Consider the following 18,097-nt stretch of genomic DNA (forward strand, 5'->3'; position numbering starts at 1 on the left):
ACTATGGACAATACCAGAAGTGTATATGGTATCGATTTAGGTACCACCTACAGTTGCATTGCACAAGTAGATAAATTCGACCAAGCCATTGTTCTCCGCAATTTCGAAGGAGATGCCACTACTCCATCCGCTGTATATTTTGAGGATATGGACCATGTTGTCGTGGGAAAAGAAGCCAAAGGAATGTTGGCCACTGAACCTACCAAAACGGCAGTATTCATAAAACGCCATATAGGTGTAGATGGCAGCTTCGATAAAAACACAAACGAATTTCCCTATCATTACGACCCAACAGAAATTTCGGCTTTCATCTTAAAAAAGCTGGTTAAAGATGCCAACGATTTGGGAGACAATCCAGAACCGATCAAAGATGTCGTTATCACTTGTCCGGCCTATTTTGGAACCAAAGAACGTATGCAAACCAAGCAGGCCGGAGAAATAGCCGGCTTAAATGTACTTTCTATCATCAATGAGCCTACGGCTGCCGCGATCTCTTACGGTGTAAAGACAGATCAGAAAAAAACGGTTTTAGTATACGACCTCGGAGGCGGAACATTTGACGTTACCCTGATTAATGTGAACGGTGGTGCTATTAAAGTAATAGCCACAGGTGGAGACCATCATTTAGGAGGAGTAGACTGGGATACCGCATTAGCTGAATATATGCTGGCAGCTTTTAACGAACAAAATAACACTTCTTATTCGTTCGAAGACCGATTAGACCTAAAATATGAGTTGTTATTACTTGCAGAAGACAAGAAAAAAGTATTGACAGCCAAGCAGACAGCGAAAGCAACTTACCAATATGAAGGCAATTCCGCACGTATAGAGATTAGCCGTGAGTTATTCAATTCGCTGACAGAAAGGAAACTGGACGAAACGATTGATGCCACCAAAAAGGTCATTGCTATTGCCAAAGAAAAAGGTTACAATAATATTGATGAAATACTGTTAGTGGGAGGTAGCAGCCGCATGCCACAAATAAAGGAACGGGTAGATAAAGAATTCAATTGTGATGCCAAACTAACCGACCCGGATGAATGTGTAGCCAAAGGAGCGGCAATTTATGCTATGAATGCCGCCTATTCACAAGCAGTTCGCGACTATGAAGAAGGAGAAAGTAATGATAAACCGGCTCCTCTCCGTGGAGATCGTACCACAGTGGTCAATGTCACCAGTAAAACATATGGTACCGACGTAATCATTGAAGGGCAAAGCATGGTGCAAAACCTCATTTTTGCAAATAGTTCGTTACCCACAAAACGAATTGAAACCTTTACTACTTCTATTCCTAACCAACGAGGTGTATCTGTAAAGGTATTTGAAAGTGATTTCACAAATATGGAAACAGAAAGTATCGTGGAAGAAAGATTCTGCACATTAATTGATGACCATACGCTTAAACTAAGCAAAGACTGGCCTCAAGGTACCCAGATTTCAGTTACATATCAGATTGACCAGGAAGGTATCTTGCACGGATTAGCTTATGTAGAAAATGATAAACTTGAATTCGATCTCAAAATCACCGGTGTAAAATGTGAAGAAGAACTCAGAAAATCAAAAGCAATCATCGACAAAGCATCAGTAGAGTAAAAAACAGAACAAAGCAGAACCCTATAAATGGATAAGACTTTATTAAAACTGGAAATCGGCAAGTGGAACGAAGCTTGTCGATTTCTTAAAAGCAAACAAACAGAACTCTCTACAGCAGAATGGACTGCTATAGAGACACTGGCCGACTATTGGCGAAAAAAATTTGATCCGGATGCTACCAGCGAATGCATGGACCTGATAAGCACTCTTGAACAATCGGATAAATTACACAGCAATAATAAAGAAATTATTGTATGGAGTAAGGAGTTTCGTACCATCGCCAGGAAGTATTACACTAAAAACGAAACTACATTTTTAGTATTCCAAAATGCGTTAAAGGAATTATATCAGAGTTCTGCGCTCCGCTCTTCGGCTCCTCTTCAGACACCTGTCAACAGTGAATCTCAAAATATCATATTAAAACAAAATGCAAAAAAATGGGCAAGCACTTATTCGCAGTTATACGAGAATCAGAATGAACTGGACCGAGATGAATGGGATGCTGTCCGTTTCTTAGCCAATTTCTGGAAAAACGGTACATTTAACGAAACGTCCCGAAAAGAATGTGAGCAGTATATCTCCATTCTAATCGCATCAGACAAATTGCATAGCAATAACAAAAACATCATTACCTGGAGCAAAGATTTTCGTGGAATAGCCAAAACATATTATACAAAAGATTCTAAAACTTTTGAGGACTTCAAAAAGTTCATGACGAAATATACCCGCGAAAACCCGATACAAGAAAGGACCCCTCAGGAAAGAATACCACAAACTCCTCCCCGGCAAACATCCCCTTCCATTGAAATAACCGGATTGGTAATTGCCAATACTGACGAAAAAGGTGATCCCATTCCTTCGAATCAGGCCGAGCTCGATACTCGTAGCTGCTATTTACAGCCTCGAATTGATTATCGAGTATTAAGAGGAGGGAGCAGTGTAGATATATGGTACAAATTATACGCTCCCGACAGGACACTCATGACGGCCAGCAACAGCAAGTCCGGTTATACGTGGTATGGTAATGTCCCTCTCACAGGTTCCCGATCCGCATATCCCTTGAATGGCTTCGGAAGTATGTCTGGAAATGTATTCTCCGCTGGCCAATGGATTATTGAGTTCTTTGAGAATGATCTGCAAATTGCAACTTACACATTCACAATCAAACAATACCGGGCCTCTACCCCGCCCCCGCAGTCACGGGTAACGCCGCCACCTCCTCCAAGAACCCCATCTAACCGACGAACATCTACAGTTCCGCCTAAAAAGGGGCACGGAGGTTTGTGGTCGTTCCTGATTATCACCGCTATCATAGGCTTTTGCGGCTATCAATATTGGTATAAACCTATGGCCATTGATCGGGACGCAGAGCGTACCTATGTATACGTATCCAGCTTGCTGCAACGTTCCGATAAAAATGCAAATGTAGAATATAATCGTATCCAATCTCTGCCCTATGGTTCGGAGCTCATCACTTACCAAAAAGAAGGAGATGGATGGTCATACATTAAAGCCAATGAGAAAAAAGGATATGTATCTACCAATTACACCCTAAGTAAGGCTGATTTTGAATTGTTGAATAACTTATGGGGAAGCAAAGAAGCTATGGAAGGAGCACCGACAGCAAAATGTCGGCTGGCACTCGTAGACTTTATAAAGAAAAACAACTATAAAACAGGTACGGGACAATGGCAGTTGTTTGCACAGCCTATAGAAGTCAAACCTAACGCAGTACTTTACCCCCGACTGGCTAACGGATATACGAAGTTTACAGAATTTGCGTTTATCTTATCCAACACCTCCACACACGAAGGCGTACTGGCTATTTATTCGTTTGCAGATGACGAAACTCCCGTTTTTATATATCAAGAGCAAACAACAGAAAATGCCCAAATAAAAGATATTAAATATTATCCATGGAAAACAGATAAATATAAAGTTATCTATGCTACTCCAAATGCTACGGTTAGTCGCTCGCCTCAACTCCCAACCAACCAGCAGCCGTCAAAAACAAAAAGCGAGAACGGACTAAAAATAACGAAGGCACTTTTTGGAAACACTGATAAAAGTTACAATGTTCTTACTCAATTTGGGACACAGCTCCCCACCACCACTCAGTACTTGTCTCCACGTATTTTCTATGAAAATCCTGCGGGGAAGAGTTCAGCGGTCATCAAATATAAAATTATCACTCCACAGGGGAACTTAATGACTGGAACAGGATCACCCTCCGGATATACTAATGAACAAAAAGTAACTCTAAACAGATCCGGATATATTAATTTAGCCGGTTGGGGAAATACGACCGGAGATGCGTACACTTCTGGAACTTACCGGATAGAATTCTGGTCCGAAGGACAATTATTGTATTCAACCGGAGTGCAAATTCAGGGCAATTCAGAAAAGGCTGTAACCGTTTCTTCAAAACCAGTTGAGTGTCCCATCAAGATCCGAACAATGTTATTTGCCAACTCAAACGATAAAGGGACTATTTTAGAAGATTATGGGAAGCCGCTTTACGGAAATAAATTACAATACCTGAAACCAAAGATTATTTATTCAAGTCTAAACGGGGCCAGAAACATTACATTGTATGCCAAAATCTATCGTCCCAATGGTGTACTCATTGCCAACAAGAACTCGCCGAACGGATACACTTACAAGCATAGTATATATACACCTGCTGTCGGAGCTGATAACAATGTTTCTTATTTAACAAGCTGGGGAAGTCCAGAGTGTGACGTGTATTCTCCAGGTACTTATCAGTACGAGATATGGTACGAGGGAAGTAAAATCTTCTCCTGCCAAGTAATTGTACACTAAGCATAATACAATGAAAAAGAAAATTATACGATATCTAATTATATCGCATCTAACATTTATCCTTTCTATAGGCGGTATGGCAGTAGCTTTCTACTACTACCATACTGCCCAAATGGCACAAATTAAGAATGCGAACATTCTTCTCATCTCAAAAGATGAAATGAAATTACGCTTAATAGACTATAAGGGCCAAGAATTATTCACTGCCGACATAGCTTGTGGAAAGAATTATGGCAATAAGGAAAAACAAGGAGATTTAAAAACTCCTGAAGGAACTTTTAAAGTAATCGATATCCAAGATGCTTCTAAATGGAAACACGATTTTGGAGATGGGAAAGGTGAAATAGAGGGTGCATACGGTAATCATTTCATCCGGTTAGAAACACCCGGACATAAAGGAATTGGGATTCATGGCACCCACGACCCATTATCTATTGGGACCCGAGCGACCGAAGGATGCATTCGAATCAAAAATTCAGAATTAGAGCAATTAGTATCTTTAATCCAAGTGCCGACAACTGTTATCATCACGCCTTCTGTAAAAGACATAAAACCCAGTAAATAACAAACTGATGAAAACATTCAAACGATTCCTGTTCATTTGTATCGGACTATTCATTATAGTCCTCTCTACCCAAGCTTTGGAAAAGTATGAAGTGACCGCCAATACTTTTCTAAACATACGTAGTCATGGAAGCACAAATGCTCCTGTCATCGGAACAATAAATCATGGGGGAATCGTAAATGTAGAATCAATAGATGGCGAATGGGCAAAGATATCCTTCAATGGCGGATATGGATACGTAAGTACGGCCTACATACGACCTGTTACTCCAACACCTCCCGCAAAAGCTCCAACAAATACATTCAGCGACTGGTTTCGACAAACAAATTATGATTGCCGCCCTTTAGTTTATATCATATTAGGACTTTCTATTGTGCTATTCATCCTTAGAATGCGTCGTGGAGAAAGTACTCCGCTGGAAGACACCGAACATACGATAAACCTCAGTTTATTCATTACCGTCTGTTTGTTAGAACTATTTTATGTGTTTTCAATGGGCGCAAATAGTATTTGGTTTTGCACTCCCGATAAAATAGGATGGCTATGGACCATTATTAATTTCTTTATATTCGGGGCAGTTGTATTTAATCAATGGATGTGTTTTTTCAATACCTTGAATGATGTGCAATACAATTCCTACGCAACTTTCAATTGGACATGGGGAATATATACTTGGGGCATCTGTATCATAGGCGCTATCATTTGTGGCTTTTTCTTTGCAGGCTTTTTGCCTGTGATAGGAATTGGATTTCTTGTCGGACAATCTGTGCAAACAGGTATTATTTTCAATAAAGTACTTCCCAAAGGTGGATGGAAACATGCGTGTATCTGTACATTGACTTATTTAATTGGTTCAACAGCCACTGTCTTAATTGTAGCTCATTTCCTCATCCTTTTACTAATTGTACTAATTGCTCTCTTTCTGCTTTCACTTTTAGGAAAATCATCTTCTTCATCCGGCGGTAAAAGATGCTCCAATTGTAGTCACCTCAGTGGCTCCAGTTGTAACTTAAGCGGACGTTATATCAGCAGCCCGTCTACCACCTATTGCGATAATTTCCAATAATACTATTTAGAAAGAGAAACGTCAGGCAACGCATTTCTCTCTATAGATAGTTGCAGATAATCAAAAAATAATCTACTTTTGTTTTCAAAATGAATCAAAGTGCCAATTTTATAAATACTTAATAAGATGGTAGACGTAAAAACGATTATCGAAGAATCACAAGAGAAGATGGATATGGCAGTGATGTATCTGGAAGAAGCACTGGCACACATCCGCGCCGGAAAAGCAAGCACACGCTTGCTGGATGGTATCCGCGTAGACTCTTACGGAAGCATGGTGCCCATCAGCAACGTAGCTGCCGTAACCACTCCCGATGCACGCAGCATCACGATTAAACCTTGGGATAAAAGCATGTTCCGGGTTATTGAAAAAGCCATTATCGACTCCGATCTCGGCATTATGCCGGAGAATAACGGTGAAATTATCCGCATCGGCATCCCCCCTCTTACCGAGGAACGCCGTAAACAACTTGCCAAACAGTGTAAAGCTGAAGGCGAGACGGCTAAAGTAAGCATCCGTAACGCGCGCCGCGACGGTATAGATGCACTGAAAAAAGCTGTAAAAGACGGTTTGGCTGAAGATGAACAAAAGAATGCAGAAGCTAAACTGCAGAAGGTTCATGATAAATACATTGCCAAGATTGAAGAAATGCTGGCTGAAAAGGACAAAGAAATTATGACCGTATAATTTAAATACAAGTTACGGGCTACCATACACATCCGTGTATAACGTCTCAAAGCTTTCTTAATTGCCCGTAACTTGTAACTCGCTGCTTATAAAACATGAAGGGATTAGTAATAAAGAATACAGGTAGCTGGTATCAGGTAAAAACCGATGACGGGCAGCTGGTTGAATGTAAGATAAAAGGTAATTTTCGGCTGAAAGGCATACGGAGTACAAATCCCGTTGCCGTAGGTGACCGTGTACAAATCATACTCAACCAGGAAGGAACGGCCTTTATCAATGAGATAGAAGACCGGAAAAATTACATCATCCGCCGTTCATCGAACCTCTCCAAACAATCACATATTCTTGCAGCCAACCTCGACCAATGTATGCTGGTGGTGACTGTTAACTATCCCGAAACTTCAACCACCTTCATCGACCGTTTTTTGGCGTCGGCAGAAGCCTACCGTGTACCGGTGAAGATTCTTTTCAACAAAGTGGATGCTTATGATAAAGACGAACTGCATTATCTGGACAGCCTCATCACCCTCTATACCCAAATAGGTTACCCTTGTTTTAAAATATCCGCACTGAGCGGCGAAGGAGTCGATGCCATACGCGAGGAATTGAAAGGCCGGGTAACCCTCTTCTCCGGACATTCGGGAGTGGGCAAGTCAACCCTCATCAATGCCCTTGTCCCGGGGCTGGAAGTCAAGACCGCAAAGATATCAGCTTATCACAACAAAGGAATGCACACCACCACTTTCTCCGAAATGTTCCCTGTACCGGGAGACGGATACATTATCGATACTCCGGGTATCAAAGGTTTCGGCACTTTCGATATGGAAGAGGAAGAGATAGGTCATTACTTCCCTGAAATATTCAAGACTTCGGCAAACTGCAAATATGGAAACTGCACACACCGCCAAGAACCCGGTTGTGCTGTTCGAAAGGCAGTAGAAGAGCACTACATCAGCGAATCACGCTACACTTCTTATCTGAGTATGCTTGAGGATAAGGAGGAAGGAAAATACCGTGCGGCATACTGAATCTCTGCTATTTTTCAGAGAATATTCTTTATTCTATTTTATGCTTCACTTGGCAGAGCAACTGCTTCTCCTACAAAAAATACGTTTCGATCTTCCATCTTTCACCTTTTTCCACTTACTCCATTAATAATCAATGCAATGACACGGTGGAAGATCGCATTTTCAGCCTGTTTATCTTCCACCCGCATCTTCCACCCGTTAACTTGAGCGCCATCCAATCGTTAAGACACTGATAGGCAACACTAAGGAACGTATTTATTAACTGAATACATTGTTTAAAGCATTGTGCTTTCCTTTACTGTTTAGTCGAAAATGATCCGTTCTTCATCCCATCCCCGCTACCCGGGCCCATGAGCCCGTATACTCGGGCTTATAAGCCCGTATACCAAGGCCCATGAGCCCGCATACCGGGGCCGGAATAAACAAGCGGAGATTCATCATAATAATTTTGGATACAAGCCTTTAAGACCAAAAACAAATACCGTTGGTTAGTTCGTAATCCGCGAAGAAGAAAAGAACCGTCGCACTTTATCAGGAGGATGATTCGATGGCTGTTACAATAAGTCCTCACCCTTTTACTGAAAGGATATTGGGGCTTTCATATACTGAAAACATAATCAATAAGACACCTTAACACAAAAAATAAATCTATATTTTAATTTCCCGATTAAACCTTTTCCCACCCTCTTAGTCTAACCTTAGAACGGACATATACTAATACTAAGACATGGATAAAAAGGTTAAATGGGGCATCATCACATTGATTGGTGCCGGACTGATAGGCTGGGGTATCTACTCTCAACTTCCTAAAGCAAATGAAGAGTTGGCAGCAGCCGACAAAGTGATGGCTGGCAAACAGATCAACAAAAGAGTTCTGAATGTAAATGCCAAGATCATAAAGCCACAATTGCTGACAGATCAGATTCAAATTAGCGGCAGCTTGATGCCTGATGAAGAAGTGGATCTTTCTTTCGAGACTTCGGGAAAGATCGTTGAAATCAACTTTGACGAAGGCAGTGCCGTAAAAAAAGGACAGCTATTGGCGAAAGTAAACGACCGTCAGTTGCAGGCTCAGTTGCAACGCCTCGTAGCTCAGTTAAAGCTTGCCGAAGATCGTGTATTCCGTCAGAACGCTCTGCTTGAACGGGACGCTGTCAGTAAAGAAGCCTACGAACAAGTAAAAACGGAACTGGCTACCCTCAATGCGGACATCGACCTGGTCAAAGCTAATATTGCCATGACCGAACTTCGTGCTCCTTTTGACGGAGTAATCGGGCTCCGGCAAGTAAGTGTCGGTTCATATGCCTCACCAACCACTATCGTAGCCAAACTGACGAAAATTATTCCTTTGAAAATAGAATTTTCCGTACCAGAACGTTATGCAAGCCAGGTAAAGAAGGGCACCAACCTCAACTTCGAACTGGAAGGTAAATTAAGTTCTTTCCCGGCAAAAGTGTACGCAACCGAGTCAAGAATCGACCAGTCTACCCGTACGCTGACCGTTCGTGCCCTATATGCCAACAGTAACGGAGCACTGCTCCCGGGACGCTACGCCAGCATTCAGCTGAAAAAAGAAGAAATCCCGAATGCCATTGCCATCCCATCCGAAGCGATTGTACCGGAAATGGGTAAGGATAAAGTATTCCTCTATAAATCGGGCAAGGCTGAACCGGTAGAAATAACCGCAGGCATTCGTACCGAAGCTGAAGTGCAGGTAATAAAAGGTCTGCAAATGGGTGATACCATCATCACTTCGGGAACCCTGCAACTTCGTACGGGTCTGCCTGTCATATTGGATCACATCGATTAACTCCCGACCGCCTTATGAATATATCCGAATTAAGTATACGACGACCGGTACTCTCAACGGTACTGACCATCATCATTTTACTCTTTGGACTGATCGGGTACAACTACCTGGGTGTCCGGGAGTATCCATCTGTAGATAACCCTATTATTTCGGTGTCCTGCTCCTATCCGGGTGCAAATGCCGATGTAATCGAGAATCAGATCACCGAACCCCTGGAACAGAACATCAATGGTATTCCGGGCATCCGTTCGCTCTCCAGTGTCAGTCAACAGGGACAAAGCCGTATCACGGTAGAGTTTGAGCTTTCCGTCGACCTGGAAACAGCTGCCAATGACGTGCGTGACAAGGTGTCGCGGGCCCAGCGCTATCTGCCGCGCGACTGTGACCCTCCCACCGTATCGAAAGCTGACGCCGATGCCATGCCTATCCTTATGGTGGCTTTGCAAAGCGACAAACGTTCTTTGCTGGAACTCAGTGAAATTGCCGACTTGACTGTAAAGGAACAGTTACAAACGATCTCTGACGTAAGTAGTGTCTCCATTTGGGGAGAGAAACGGTACTCCATGCGTTTATGGCTCGACCCCATCAAGATGTCCGGTTACGGGATCACTCCCATCGACGTGAAGAATGCGGTAGACAAAGAGAACGTGGAACTCCCTTCCGGCAGTATCGAAGGAAATACGACAGAGCTCACCATCCGTACCTTGGGGTTGATGCACACCGCAGAAGAATTCAACAACCTGATCATCAAAGAAGAGAACGACCGCATCATCCGTTTCAGTGACATCGGGCGAGCTGAACTGGGCCCTGCCGACATCAAAAGTTACATGAAGATGAATGGCGTACCCATGGTGGGCATCGTTGTGATCCCCCAGCCCGGTGCCAACCATATAAAAATAGCCGATGCGGTATACGAACGTATGGAGAAGATGCAGAAAGACCTTCCGGAAGACGTGAAGTATTCTTACGGATTCGATAATACCAAATTTATCCGTGCATCTATCAATGAAGTGAAAGAAACCGTTTACGTGGCTTTCATCCTGGTTATCATTATTATTTTCCTCTTCCTGCGAGACTGGCGTGTCACACTGGTTCCCTGCATTGTGATCCCGGTATCGCTGATCGGTGCTTTCTTCGTCATGTATCTGGCGGACTTCTCCATCAACGTGCTCTCCATGCTGGCCGTTGTGCTGGCGGTGGGTTTGGTGGTAGACGACGCCATCGTAATGACGGAGAACATCTATGTACGCATCGAGAAAGGTATGCCTCCGAAAGAGGCTGGCATCGAAGGTGCGAAAGAGATTTTCTTTGCCGTCATCTCCACCACCATTACACTGGTGGCCGTGTTCTTCCCCATCGTCTTTATGGAGGGTATGACAGGACGTCTGTTCCGTGAATTCAGTATTGTAGTTTCCGGATCGGTGATTATCTCTTCATTCGCAGCCCTGACCTTTACTCCGATGCTTGCCACCAAACTGTTGGTAAAACGGGAAAAACAAAACTGGTTCTATATGAAAACAGAACCCTTCTTCGAAGGAATGAACCGTTTGTACAGTCGTTCACTGGCTGCTTTCCTCAACAAGCGCTGGATTTCCTTACCTTTTGTAGCCATCACAATCGGTATTATCGCTTTCTTATGGAACCACATTCCTGCAGAAATGGCTCCGCTGGAAGACCGCTCGCAAATAAGTATCAATACCCGTGGGGCCGAAGGTGTGACGTATGAATACATCCGGGACTATACGGAAGACATCAATGATCTGGTAGACTCGATCGTACCGGATGCCGAATCGGTAACCGCCCGTGTATCGAGTGGTAGCGGTAATGTGCGCATCACGCTGAAAGACATGAAAGACCGTGACTACACCCAGATGGATGTGGCCGAAAAACTATCGGCAGCAGTACAGAAAAAGACGATGGCGCGTTCATTCGTCCAGCAGTCATCTTCTTTTGGCGGACGGCGTGGCGGTATGCCCGTCCAGTACGTATTGCAGGCCACTAATATCGAAAAGCTACAGGAAGTACTGCCCAAGTTCATGGCGAAGGTTTACGAGAACCCGGTATTCCAGATGGCAGACGTAGACCTGAAGTTCAGCAAGCCAGAGGCACGCATTAATATCAACCGCGACAAAGCCAGCATCATGGGGGTAAGTACACGTAACATCGCACAGACCCTGCAATACGGTCTGAGCGGACAGCGAATGGGCTACTTCTATATGAACGGCAAGCAATATGAGATCTTAGGAGAGATCAACCGCCAGCAACGTAACACACCCGCCAATCTGAAATCAATCTACATCCGTAGTGACAAAGGCGATATGGTGCAATTGGACAACCTGATTGAACTGACCGGTGGCATCGCCCCCCCGAAACTGTATCGTTACAATCGTTTTGTTTCGGCTACTGTTTCTGCCGGACTGGCCGAGGGAAAAACCATCGGACAGGGATTGGAAGAAATGGATAAGATAGCCAAAGAGACACTGGACGACACGTTCCGCACAGCATTAACCGGTGATTCGAAAGAGTACCGTGAAAGTTCTTCAAGCCTGATGTTTGCCTTTATTCTGGCCATTGTACTGATTTACCTGATCCTGGCAGCACAGTTCGAAAGTTTCAAAGACCCGCTGATTATCATGCTGACCGTGCCTCTGGCCATTGCTGGTGCATTGGTATTCATGTACTTTGGAGGTATTACAATGAACATCTTCAGCCAGATCGGCATTATTATGCTGATCGGCCTGGTAGCGAAGAACGGCATCCTGATCGTAGAGTTCGCCAATCAGAAACAGGAAACAGGTGAGGATAAGATGACAGCCATCAAGGATGCGGCGTTGCAACGCCTACGTCCTATCCTGATGACAAGTGCTTCTACTATCTTAGGACTAATCCCGCTGGCTTTCGCCTCGGGTGAAGGGTGCAACCAACGTATCGCAATGGGTACGGCTGTAGTGGGAGGTATGTTGGTATCTACCCTGCTGACCATGTACATCGTACCTGCCATTTATAGTTATATTTCGACGAACCGAAGTAATAAATTAAAGCAAGAATGAAACAGATCGTCTTATTTATTATAGCATTGTGCTGTGCTCCTTTTGCCATGCAGGCACAGCAGCCACGAATATATACCCTGAAGTCCTGCCTGGAGTATGGACTTCAGAATAACTACTCCCTGCAAATAGTCCGCAATGAAGAGCAAGTGAGCAGGAACAACGCCACCCCGGGCAACGCGGGCTACCTGCCGACACTCGATTTTACGGCAGGCTACAAGGGGACAGTGGACAACACCAATACCAAGGTCCGGGCTACCGGAGAATCGATAAAAGAAAACGGTGTCTTCGACCAAACCTTGAATGTGGGGCTGAACTTGAACTGGACCATCTTCGACGGCTTTAACATCACAGCCAATTACCAGATACTGAAAGAGCTGCAACTACAGGGAGAAACCAATACCCGTATCGCCATCGAGGACCTGATAGCCAATCTGGCAGCCGAATATTACAACTATGTTCAGCAAAAAATCCGCTTGCAGAATTTCCGTTATGCGGTATCTTTGTCGAAAGAGCGCCTGCGAATCGTAGAAGAGCGTTACCACATCGGGAACTTCTCCCGCCTGGACTATCAACAGGCAAAAGTAGACTTCAACGCCGATAGTGCCAAATACATGAAACAACAGGAATTGCTGCATACCTCGCGCATCCAGTTAAACGAACTGATGGCCAACGAAGATGTGGATCAACCGCTCGTGATAGAAGACAGCATTATAAAAGTGAATGCCGGACTTCGATTCGAAGAGTTGTGGAATGCTACCTTACTGACCAACGCATCACTGTTGAAAGCTGAACAAAACAACACGCTCGCCATGCTGGACTATAAGAAGGTAAACTCGCGCAACTACCCTTACCTGAAGATGAATACCGGATACGGATATACCTTCAATAAGTACGACGTTGCCGCTAATAGCCAAAGAGGTAATCTGGGAGCCAATTTTGGAGTAACGGTAGGCTTCAACATCTTCGATGGAAATCGCCGACGCGAAAAGAACAATGCACGCATTGCCATAAAAAATGCCCGCCTTCAACGCGAACAACTGGAACAAGGGCTGAAAGCGGACCTTAGCAATCTGTGGCAAGCCTACCAGAACAATCTGCAAATGCTGAAACTGGAACGACAAAATCTCGTAGCCGCCAAAGAGAATCACGAGATAGCCATGGAACGCTACATGCTGGGGAACCTTTCGGGCATCGAAATGCGGGAAGCGCAGAAAAGTCTACTGGATGCCGAAGAACGAATTCTGTCTGCCGAATATGACACTAAGTTATGCGAAATCTCCCTGCTACAGATCAGTGGGAAAATAACAAAATATCTGGACTAAACGTACACTTTGCCCTTCTCCTTACAACATTCGGGGGTGTGTCAAAACTTACCACAGAGGGAAAGACTTTTGACACGCCCCCACCTTTTAAGTCGACGGAACCGTTTGTTTTAATACAAAAGAAGCCTTGTATCGCCCGTTCAGATTGCTTATCTTTGCAGCCAATCCAATCACAAGAGTACGGCGGGCAAACCAAGCGATATTTCCCACGACTCTTTGTGTACCACGTACAACTAAGTAAAAAAAGAAACAGAAAGATGGGATTATTCATAAAGAAACCCTTTGAAGCCCTGTTGGCAGAGGCCAATGCGTCAGGAAGTAAATCATTGAAACGAGTATTAGGTCCCTGGAGTCTGGTAGCACTGGGTGTCGGTGTCATTATCGGAGCAGGACTCTTCTCAATCACCGGAACCGTAGCAGCAGGCTATACAGGACCGGCCATTACACTTTCATTTGCCATTGCCGCACTGGGATGCTGTTTTGCAGGACTCTGCTATGCGGAATTTGCTTCCATGATTCCGGTTGCCGGAAGTGCCTATACCTATTCATATGCCACCATGGGCGAACTGATTGCCTGGATCATCGGTTGGGACCTTGTCCTTGAATATACAGTAGCGGCTACCACTGTCAGTATCAGTTGGAGCAGATACCTCGTGGTCTTCCTTGAAGGGCTCAACATACATCTTCCGCAAGCACTAACCGCCTGCCCGTGGGATGGAGGAATCGTCAATATCCCTGCATTCCTGATCGTGGTACTGATGAGTATCTTCCTGATTCGCGGTACGGAAGGCAGCTCCATCTTTAACGGTATCGTAGTATTCCTCAAAGTATCGGTGATCGCTATTTTTGTCGTATTGGGCTGGAAATATATCAATGCGGATAACTATACTCCATACATTCCCGCCAATACAGGCACACTTGGAGAGTATGGGATTTCGGGTGTCTTACGCGGGGCAGCTATTGTCTTTTTTGCTTTTTTAGGATTCGATGCTGTCAGTACGGCCGCCCAGGAAACAAAGAACCCGAAACGAAATATGCCGATCGGTATCCTGGTATCACTCCTTGTTTGTACTGTGCTCTATATGCTGTTTGCCCACGTAATGACGGGAGTTGCCCACTACACCGAGTTTAGCGGACAACAGGGCATTGCACCGGTAGCTATTGCCATCGAACATATGGGGCATACCGATGCGGCAGGCATCATCCATCCGGACTATCCCTGGTTGAACCGTGCTATCGTTCTTGCCATCCTGTTCGGTTACTGTTCTGTAATTATGGTCACTCTATTGGGACAAAGCCGCGTCTTCCTGAGTATGAGCCATGACGGTCTGCTCCCTCCATTCTTCTCGCACATCAATGAAAAGTTTCGCACACCGGCACGCAGCAATCTCCTGTTCATGCTGATAGTAGGTTTATTGGCTGCATTCGTCCCGGCACGCCTTGCAGGAGAGATGACCAGCATCGGCACACTGATGGCTTTCACACTGGTATGTGCCGCCGTATTGGTAGTACGAAAGACCATGCCGGATATCCCCCGTTCTTTTAAAACTCCGTTTGTGCCACTCGTCCCGATTTTAGGAATACTCACCTGCCTGTGCATGATGCTTTTCCTTCCCGCCGATACTTGGATACGTCTGGTATTGTGGATGCTCATCGGGTTGGATATTTACGTTGGCTATGGTATGAAGCACAGCAAACTGGAACAAGGCGTGAAAAACCGCCGGGGACAATCGGCACTGAACATGATCGGTATCGCACTGTCTGTGCTTTGTGTCATCACCGGGCTATGGCACCAGCAGACGGTGGGTTGGGACGAAAGTAAAGTATTGCTGATAATCTCATTCGTTTTCGCATTCACGCATTGTGCATATTATATGATGCGTATCTGGAAAGGGACAGCGAAGCAAAAATAGTCTAAAAACGAGTTCACCACAGATTACACAGATTATTTATTACGTAGATAATCTGTGTAATCTGTGGTGAACTTTGCGATATACTATTCCACCGCTTGCATCACCCGCTTCGCTGTTTCAATGCAATCTCCTTCAGCCTCCGCCGAATAGGGATTAGTGGCTTTGGTCCAAGGTTCTTCCACTGCATAGAAATCAATTTTCTCCGGGGTTTTACCTTCCAGTTTCTGAGAGAGAGAATCGAAATAAAGCTTCCAACGCATATAATAGAAATCCTTCAGTAATCCGTTCCACTCTTTGTGAGCATAATCACGAAGTCCGCCATAATCGGCTGCATTCCGGTTGCCCCAGGTCGTAATCTGCACACGGGCATTCCACTCATACAAAGCCTTTTCTTCGGATGTACCACCCAACGTCCGCGCCTCTTCAATCCACTTTCCTACGCGAAACTCCGGGCGGGTACCCAACAACTGATCCTGCAACAGAATCAGGTTCAGGAACTTCTGAGAAGCCATTCCGAAGAGTTCTTTATCACCACTCCGGTAAGCAGCAGTAACCGCCTTCTGCATCAGCCTGCCCTTCTCTGCGAGTGCCTGCCGAACGATATCCACCAGATCGTACTCAAAATTATTGTTTCCTTTATAACGATCGGCCACAGATACCATCAGGCGTGCAGCCTCAATCACATCTTGCGGACGGTAGTAATCTTTCATTTCCGACCAACTGGACACCTGGTACACATCTTCCGCCGGACGTGCACAGAATACGGATTCGTGTGTACCTTGCTGCGTCAGGTTCTTCGGTGAATTATAAATGGAGTTCGCCAGTTTGGTCCAGGCAGCCTGTACCACCGGATCATCTGCACCGTAACGTGCTTTCACATACTCCTTCAACCATTCCTCTTTCGTAAACCGCTCTGCACGCCAAGGCAGTTCCATCACCAGTTCGTACATCACAGGATTATTCTCTATTCCCTCAGGGGTCATCCCCACACCTTTAAGTGTAGAACCTGCGTGCGGATCGGCTTTAGCGAGATAAAAATTATCGATCACATTATCCATCTTTCCGTGCAGTCCGACATTACCACCGTAATTCAGCAACATACAGTATACCCAGTCGTGCTGTCCGTATCCGTTTTTGCGATACCATTCGGAAGTGGAATCTCCCCACTGAGGACGGCACTCACTGGTCAGGTCAAGTATCAGCAAGTCTCCAGCTTTCAGGTTCTCAATCATCTTCGGACGCGGATTTGCCTGCCAGGCCTGCGCCACCCAGACAGCTTTCGGATTAGCCTTCTTCATGGCTTTCATCACAGCCTTACCTGCCGCATCGAGATCCACGCCTGCCGTATTGCCTCCTTCATGGAAGGGGTCCATGGAGTAAAAGTCAGCTTTCCCGTATAGTTTCTCAAGCTCTTTATAGTAGAGAGAAGAGATTTCCTCAAAACGCGGGTCGCTTGGTTGCAGGAATGCCGGACGGCGATAGCCACACCATGTTCCCGGATCGGATACGTTCAATCCGAGTTTCTCTTTCGCATTATGGGGCACCATGCCGCAATAACCCGGAAGAACCGGTTCGATGCCGTATTCACGCATACGCTTCAGGATTTTCTTCTGTAAAGCAATCTGCCGGGTATACCAGCTATCCGGATTAGGTCCGCCCCAGCCTTCAAGGTTATTCATCAGCCACCAGGCAAAAAAGCCCGGACCGGATATGAATTCATTTATTTCGGTTTTGGTATATCCCAACTTATCAAGCACGTTATACCACACAGCCTCTGCCCCGGTCACAGCCAAAGGGATATTGATGCCGTGCAGAGCCATCCAGTCTATTTCTTTCTCCCATCGGTCCCAATCCCAGAAAGCCATGGAGTAAGAGAAAGTACAATAATTCAAATCATAACGGTAAGGCAGGGTCGTTTCTCTCCGTTCTTTCTTTGTCACCGGAGGAAGCACAGCCGGCAGTTTCGCCTGCATTCCGTTCCAGGAAAGGTGGATACCGGCATAATACTTCAGATACCAATTCAACCCGGTAGCGATGCTCACGTAATTGTTTCCACGGATAACGACTTTATCACCCTTCTGATCGAGTTCAAAAAAGTCGGTACCGGACTTCACTTGCTCGATAATAAACTTCTTCGAAGCTCCTTTGTCTATGCGCTCCAACAAGCCGGTCACCGGAGAAGCCATTGTCAAAGAAGTAACACAAAGTAAGATTGTTAATAGTATTGATTTACGATTCAT

At 45.0% G+C, this 18,097-nt stretch carries 11 protein-coding genes; 10 read left to right on the plus strand and 1 reads right to left on the minus strand.

What is annotated here, in order from left to right; translation table 11 throughout:
• The first annotated feature begins 3 nt into the window (after positions 1-3).
• The 10 genes from FDF36_RS14755 to FDF36_RS14800 all read left to right on the plus strand — a co-directional run bounded on the left by FDF36_RS14755 (position 4) and on the right by FDF36_RS14800 (position 15,857).
• Complete coding sequence (locus tag FDF36_RS14755; RefSeq protein ID WP_220391850.1) at positions 4-1,593, plus strand: Hsp70 family protein; 1,590 nt, start codon at positions 4-6, stop codon at positions 1,591-1,593.
• A 27-nt stretch (positions 1,594-1,620) separates the two neighbouring features.
• Positions 1,621-4,416, plus strand: a complete 2,796-nt coding sequence (locus FDF36_RS14760) for an SH3 domain-containing protein (protein WP_220391851.1) — start codon at positions 1,621-1,623, stop codon at positions 4,414-4,416.
• Positions 4,417-4,426: 10 nt separating this feature from the next.
• Positions 4,427-4,981: a L,D-transpeptidase gene (locus FDF36_RS14765; RefSeq protein WP_220391852.1), complete on the plus strand. Its 555-nt coding sequence runs from the start codon at positions 4,427-4,429 to the stop codon at positions 4,979-4,981.
• A gap of 7 nt (positions 4,982-4,988) precedes the next feature.
• Positions 4,989-6,047, plus strand: a complete 1,059-nt coding sequence (locus FDF36_RS14770) for an SH3 domain-containing protein (RefSeq protein ID WP_220391853.1) — start codon at positions 4,989-4,991, stop codon at positions 6,045-6,047.
• A 126-nt stretch (positions 6,048-6,173) separates the two neighbouring features.
• Entirely contained in the window at positions 6,174-6,734 is a 561-nt protein-coding gene (gene frr, locus FDF36_RS14775; RefSeq protein ID WP_005775374.1) for a ribosome recycling factor, read from the plus strand.
• Positions 6,735-6,829: 95 nt separating this feature from the next.
• Positions 6,830-7,762: a ribosome small subunit-dependent GTPase A gene (rsgA, locus tag FDF36_RS14780; protein ID WP_220391854.1), complete on the plus strand. Its 933-nt coding sequence runs from the start codon at positions 6,830-6,832 to the stop codon at positions 7,760-7,762.
• A 727-nt stretch (positions 7,763-8,489) separates the two neighbouring features.
• Complete coding sequence (locus FDF36_RS14785) at positions 8,490-9,572, plus strand: efflux RND transporter periplasmic adaptor subunit (protein ID WP_220391855.1); 1,083 nt, start codon at positions 8,490-8,492, stop codon at positions 9,570-9,572.
• A 14-nt stretch (positions 9,573-9,586) separates the two neighbouring features.
• Complete coding sequence (locus FDF36_RS14790) at positions 9,587-12,622, plus strand: efflux RND transporter permease subunit (RefSeq protein ID WP_220391856.1); 3,036 nt, start codon at positions 9,587-9,589, stop codon at positions 12,620-12,622.
• Positions 12,619-13,944: a TolC family protein gene (locus FDF36_RS14795; RefSeq protein ID WP_220391857.1), complete on the plus strand. Its 1,326-nt coding sequence runs from the start codon at positions 12,619-12,621 to the stop codon at positions 13,942-13,944. Before FDF36_RS14790 ends, FDF36_RS14795 begins: the two co-directional genes overlap by 4 nt.
• A gap of 257 nt (positions 13,945-14,201) precedes the next feature.
• The gene (locus FDF36_RS14800) at positions 14,202-15,857 is read left to right on the plus strand and encodes an amino acid permease (RefSeq protein ID WP_005775365.1); all 1,656 of its coding nucleotides are present in this window, start codon (positions 14,202-14,204) and stop codon (positions 15,855-15,857) included.
• 83 nt (positions 15,858-15,940) lie between these two features.
• Here the strand turns inward: FDF36_RS14800 and FDF36_RS14805 are convergent, their stop codons facing one another.
• Positions 15,941-18,097 (minus strand): alpha-N-acetylglucosaminidase, encoded by a 2,157-nt coding sequence (locus tag FDF36_RS14805; RefSeq protein WP_220391858.1) that lies wholly within the window; start codon positions 18,095-18,097, stop codon positions 15,941-15,943.

Origin of the sequence: Bacteroides fragilis (genome assembly GCF_019583405.1) — a bacterium.
Classification (GTDB): Bacteria; Bacteroidota; Bacteroidia; order Bacteroidales; family Bacteroidaceae; genus Bacteroides; species Bacteroides fragilis_B.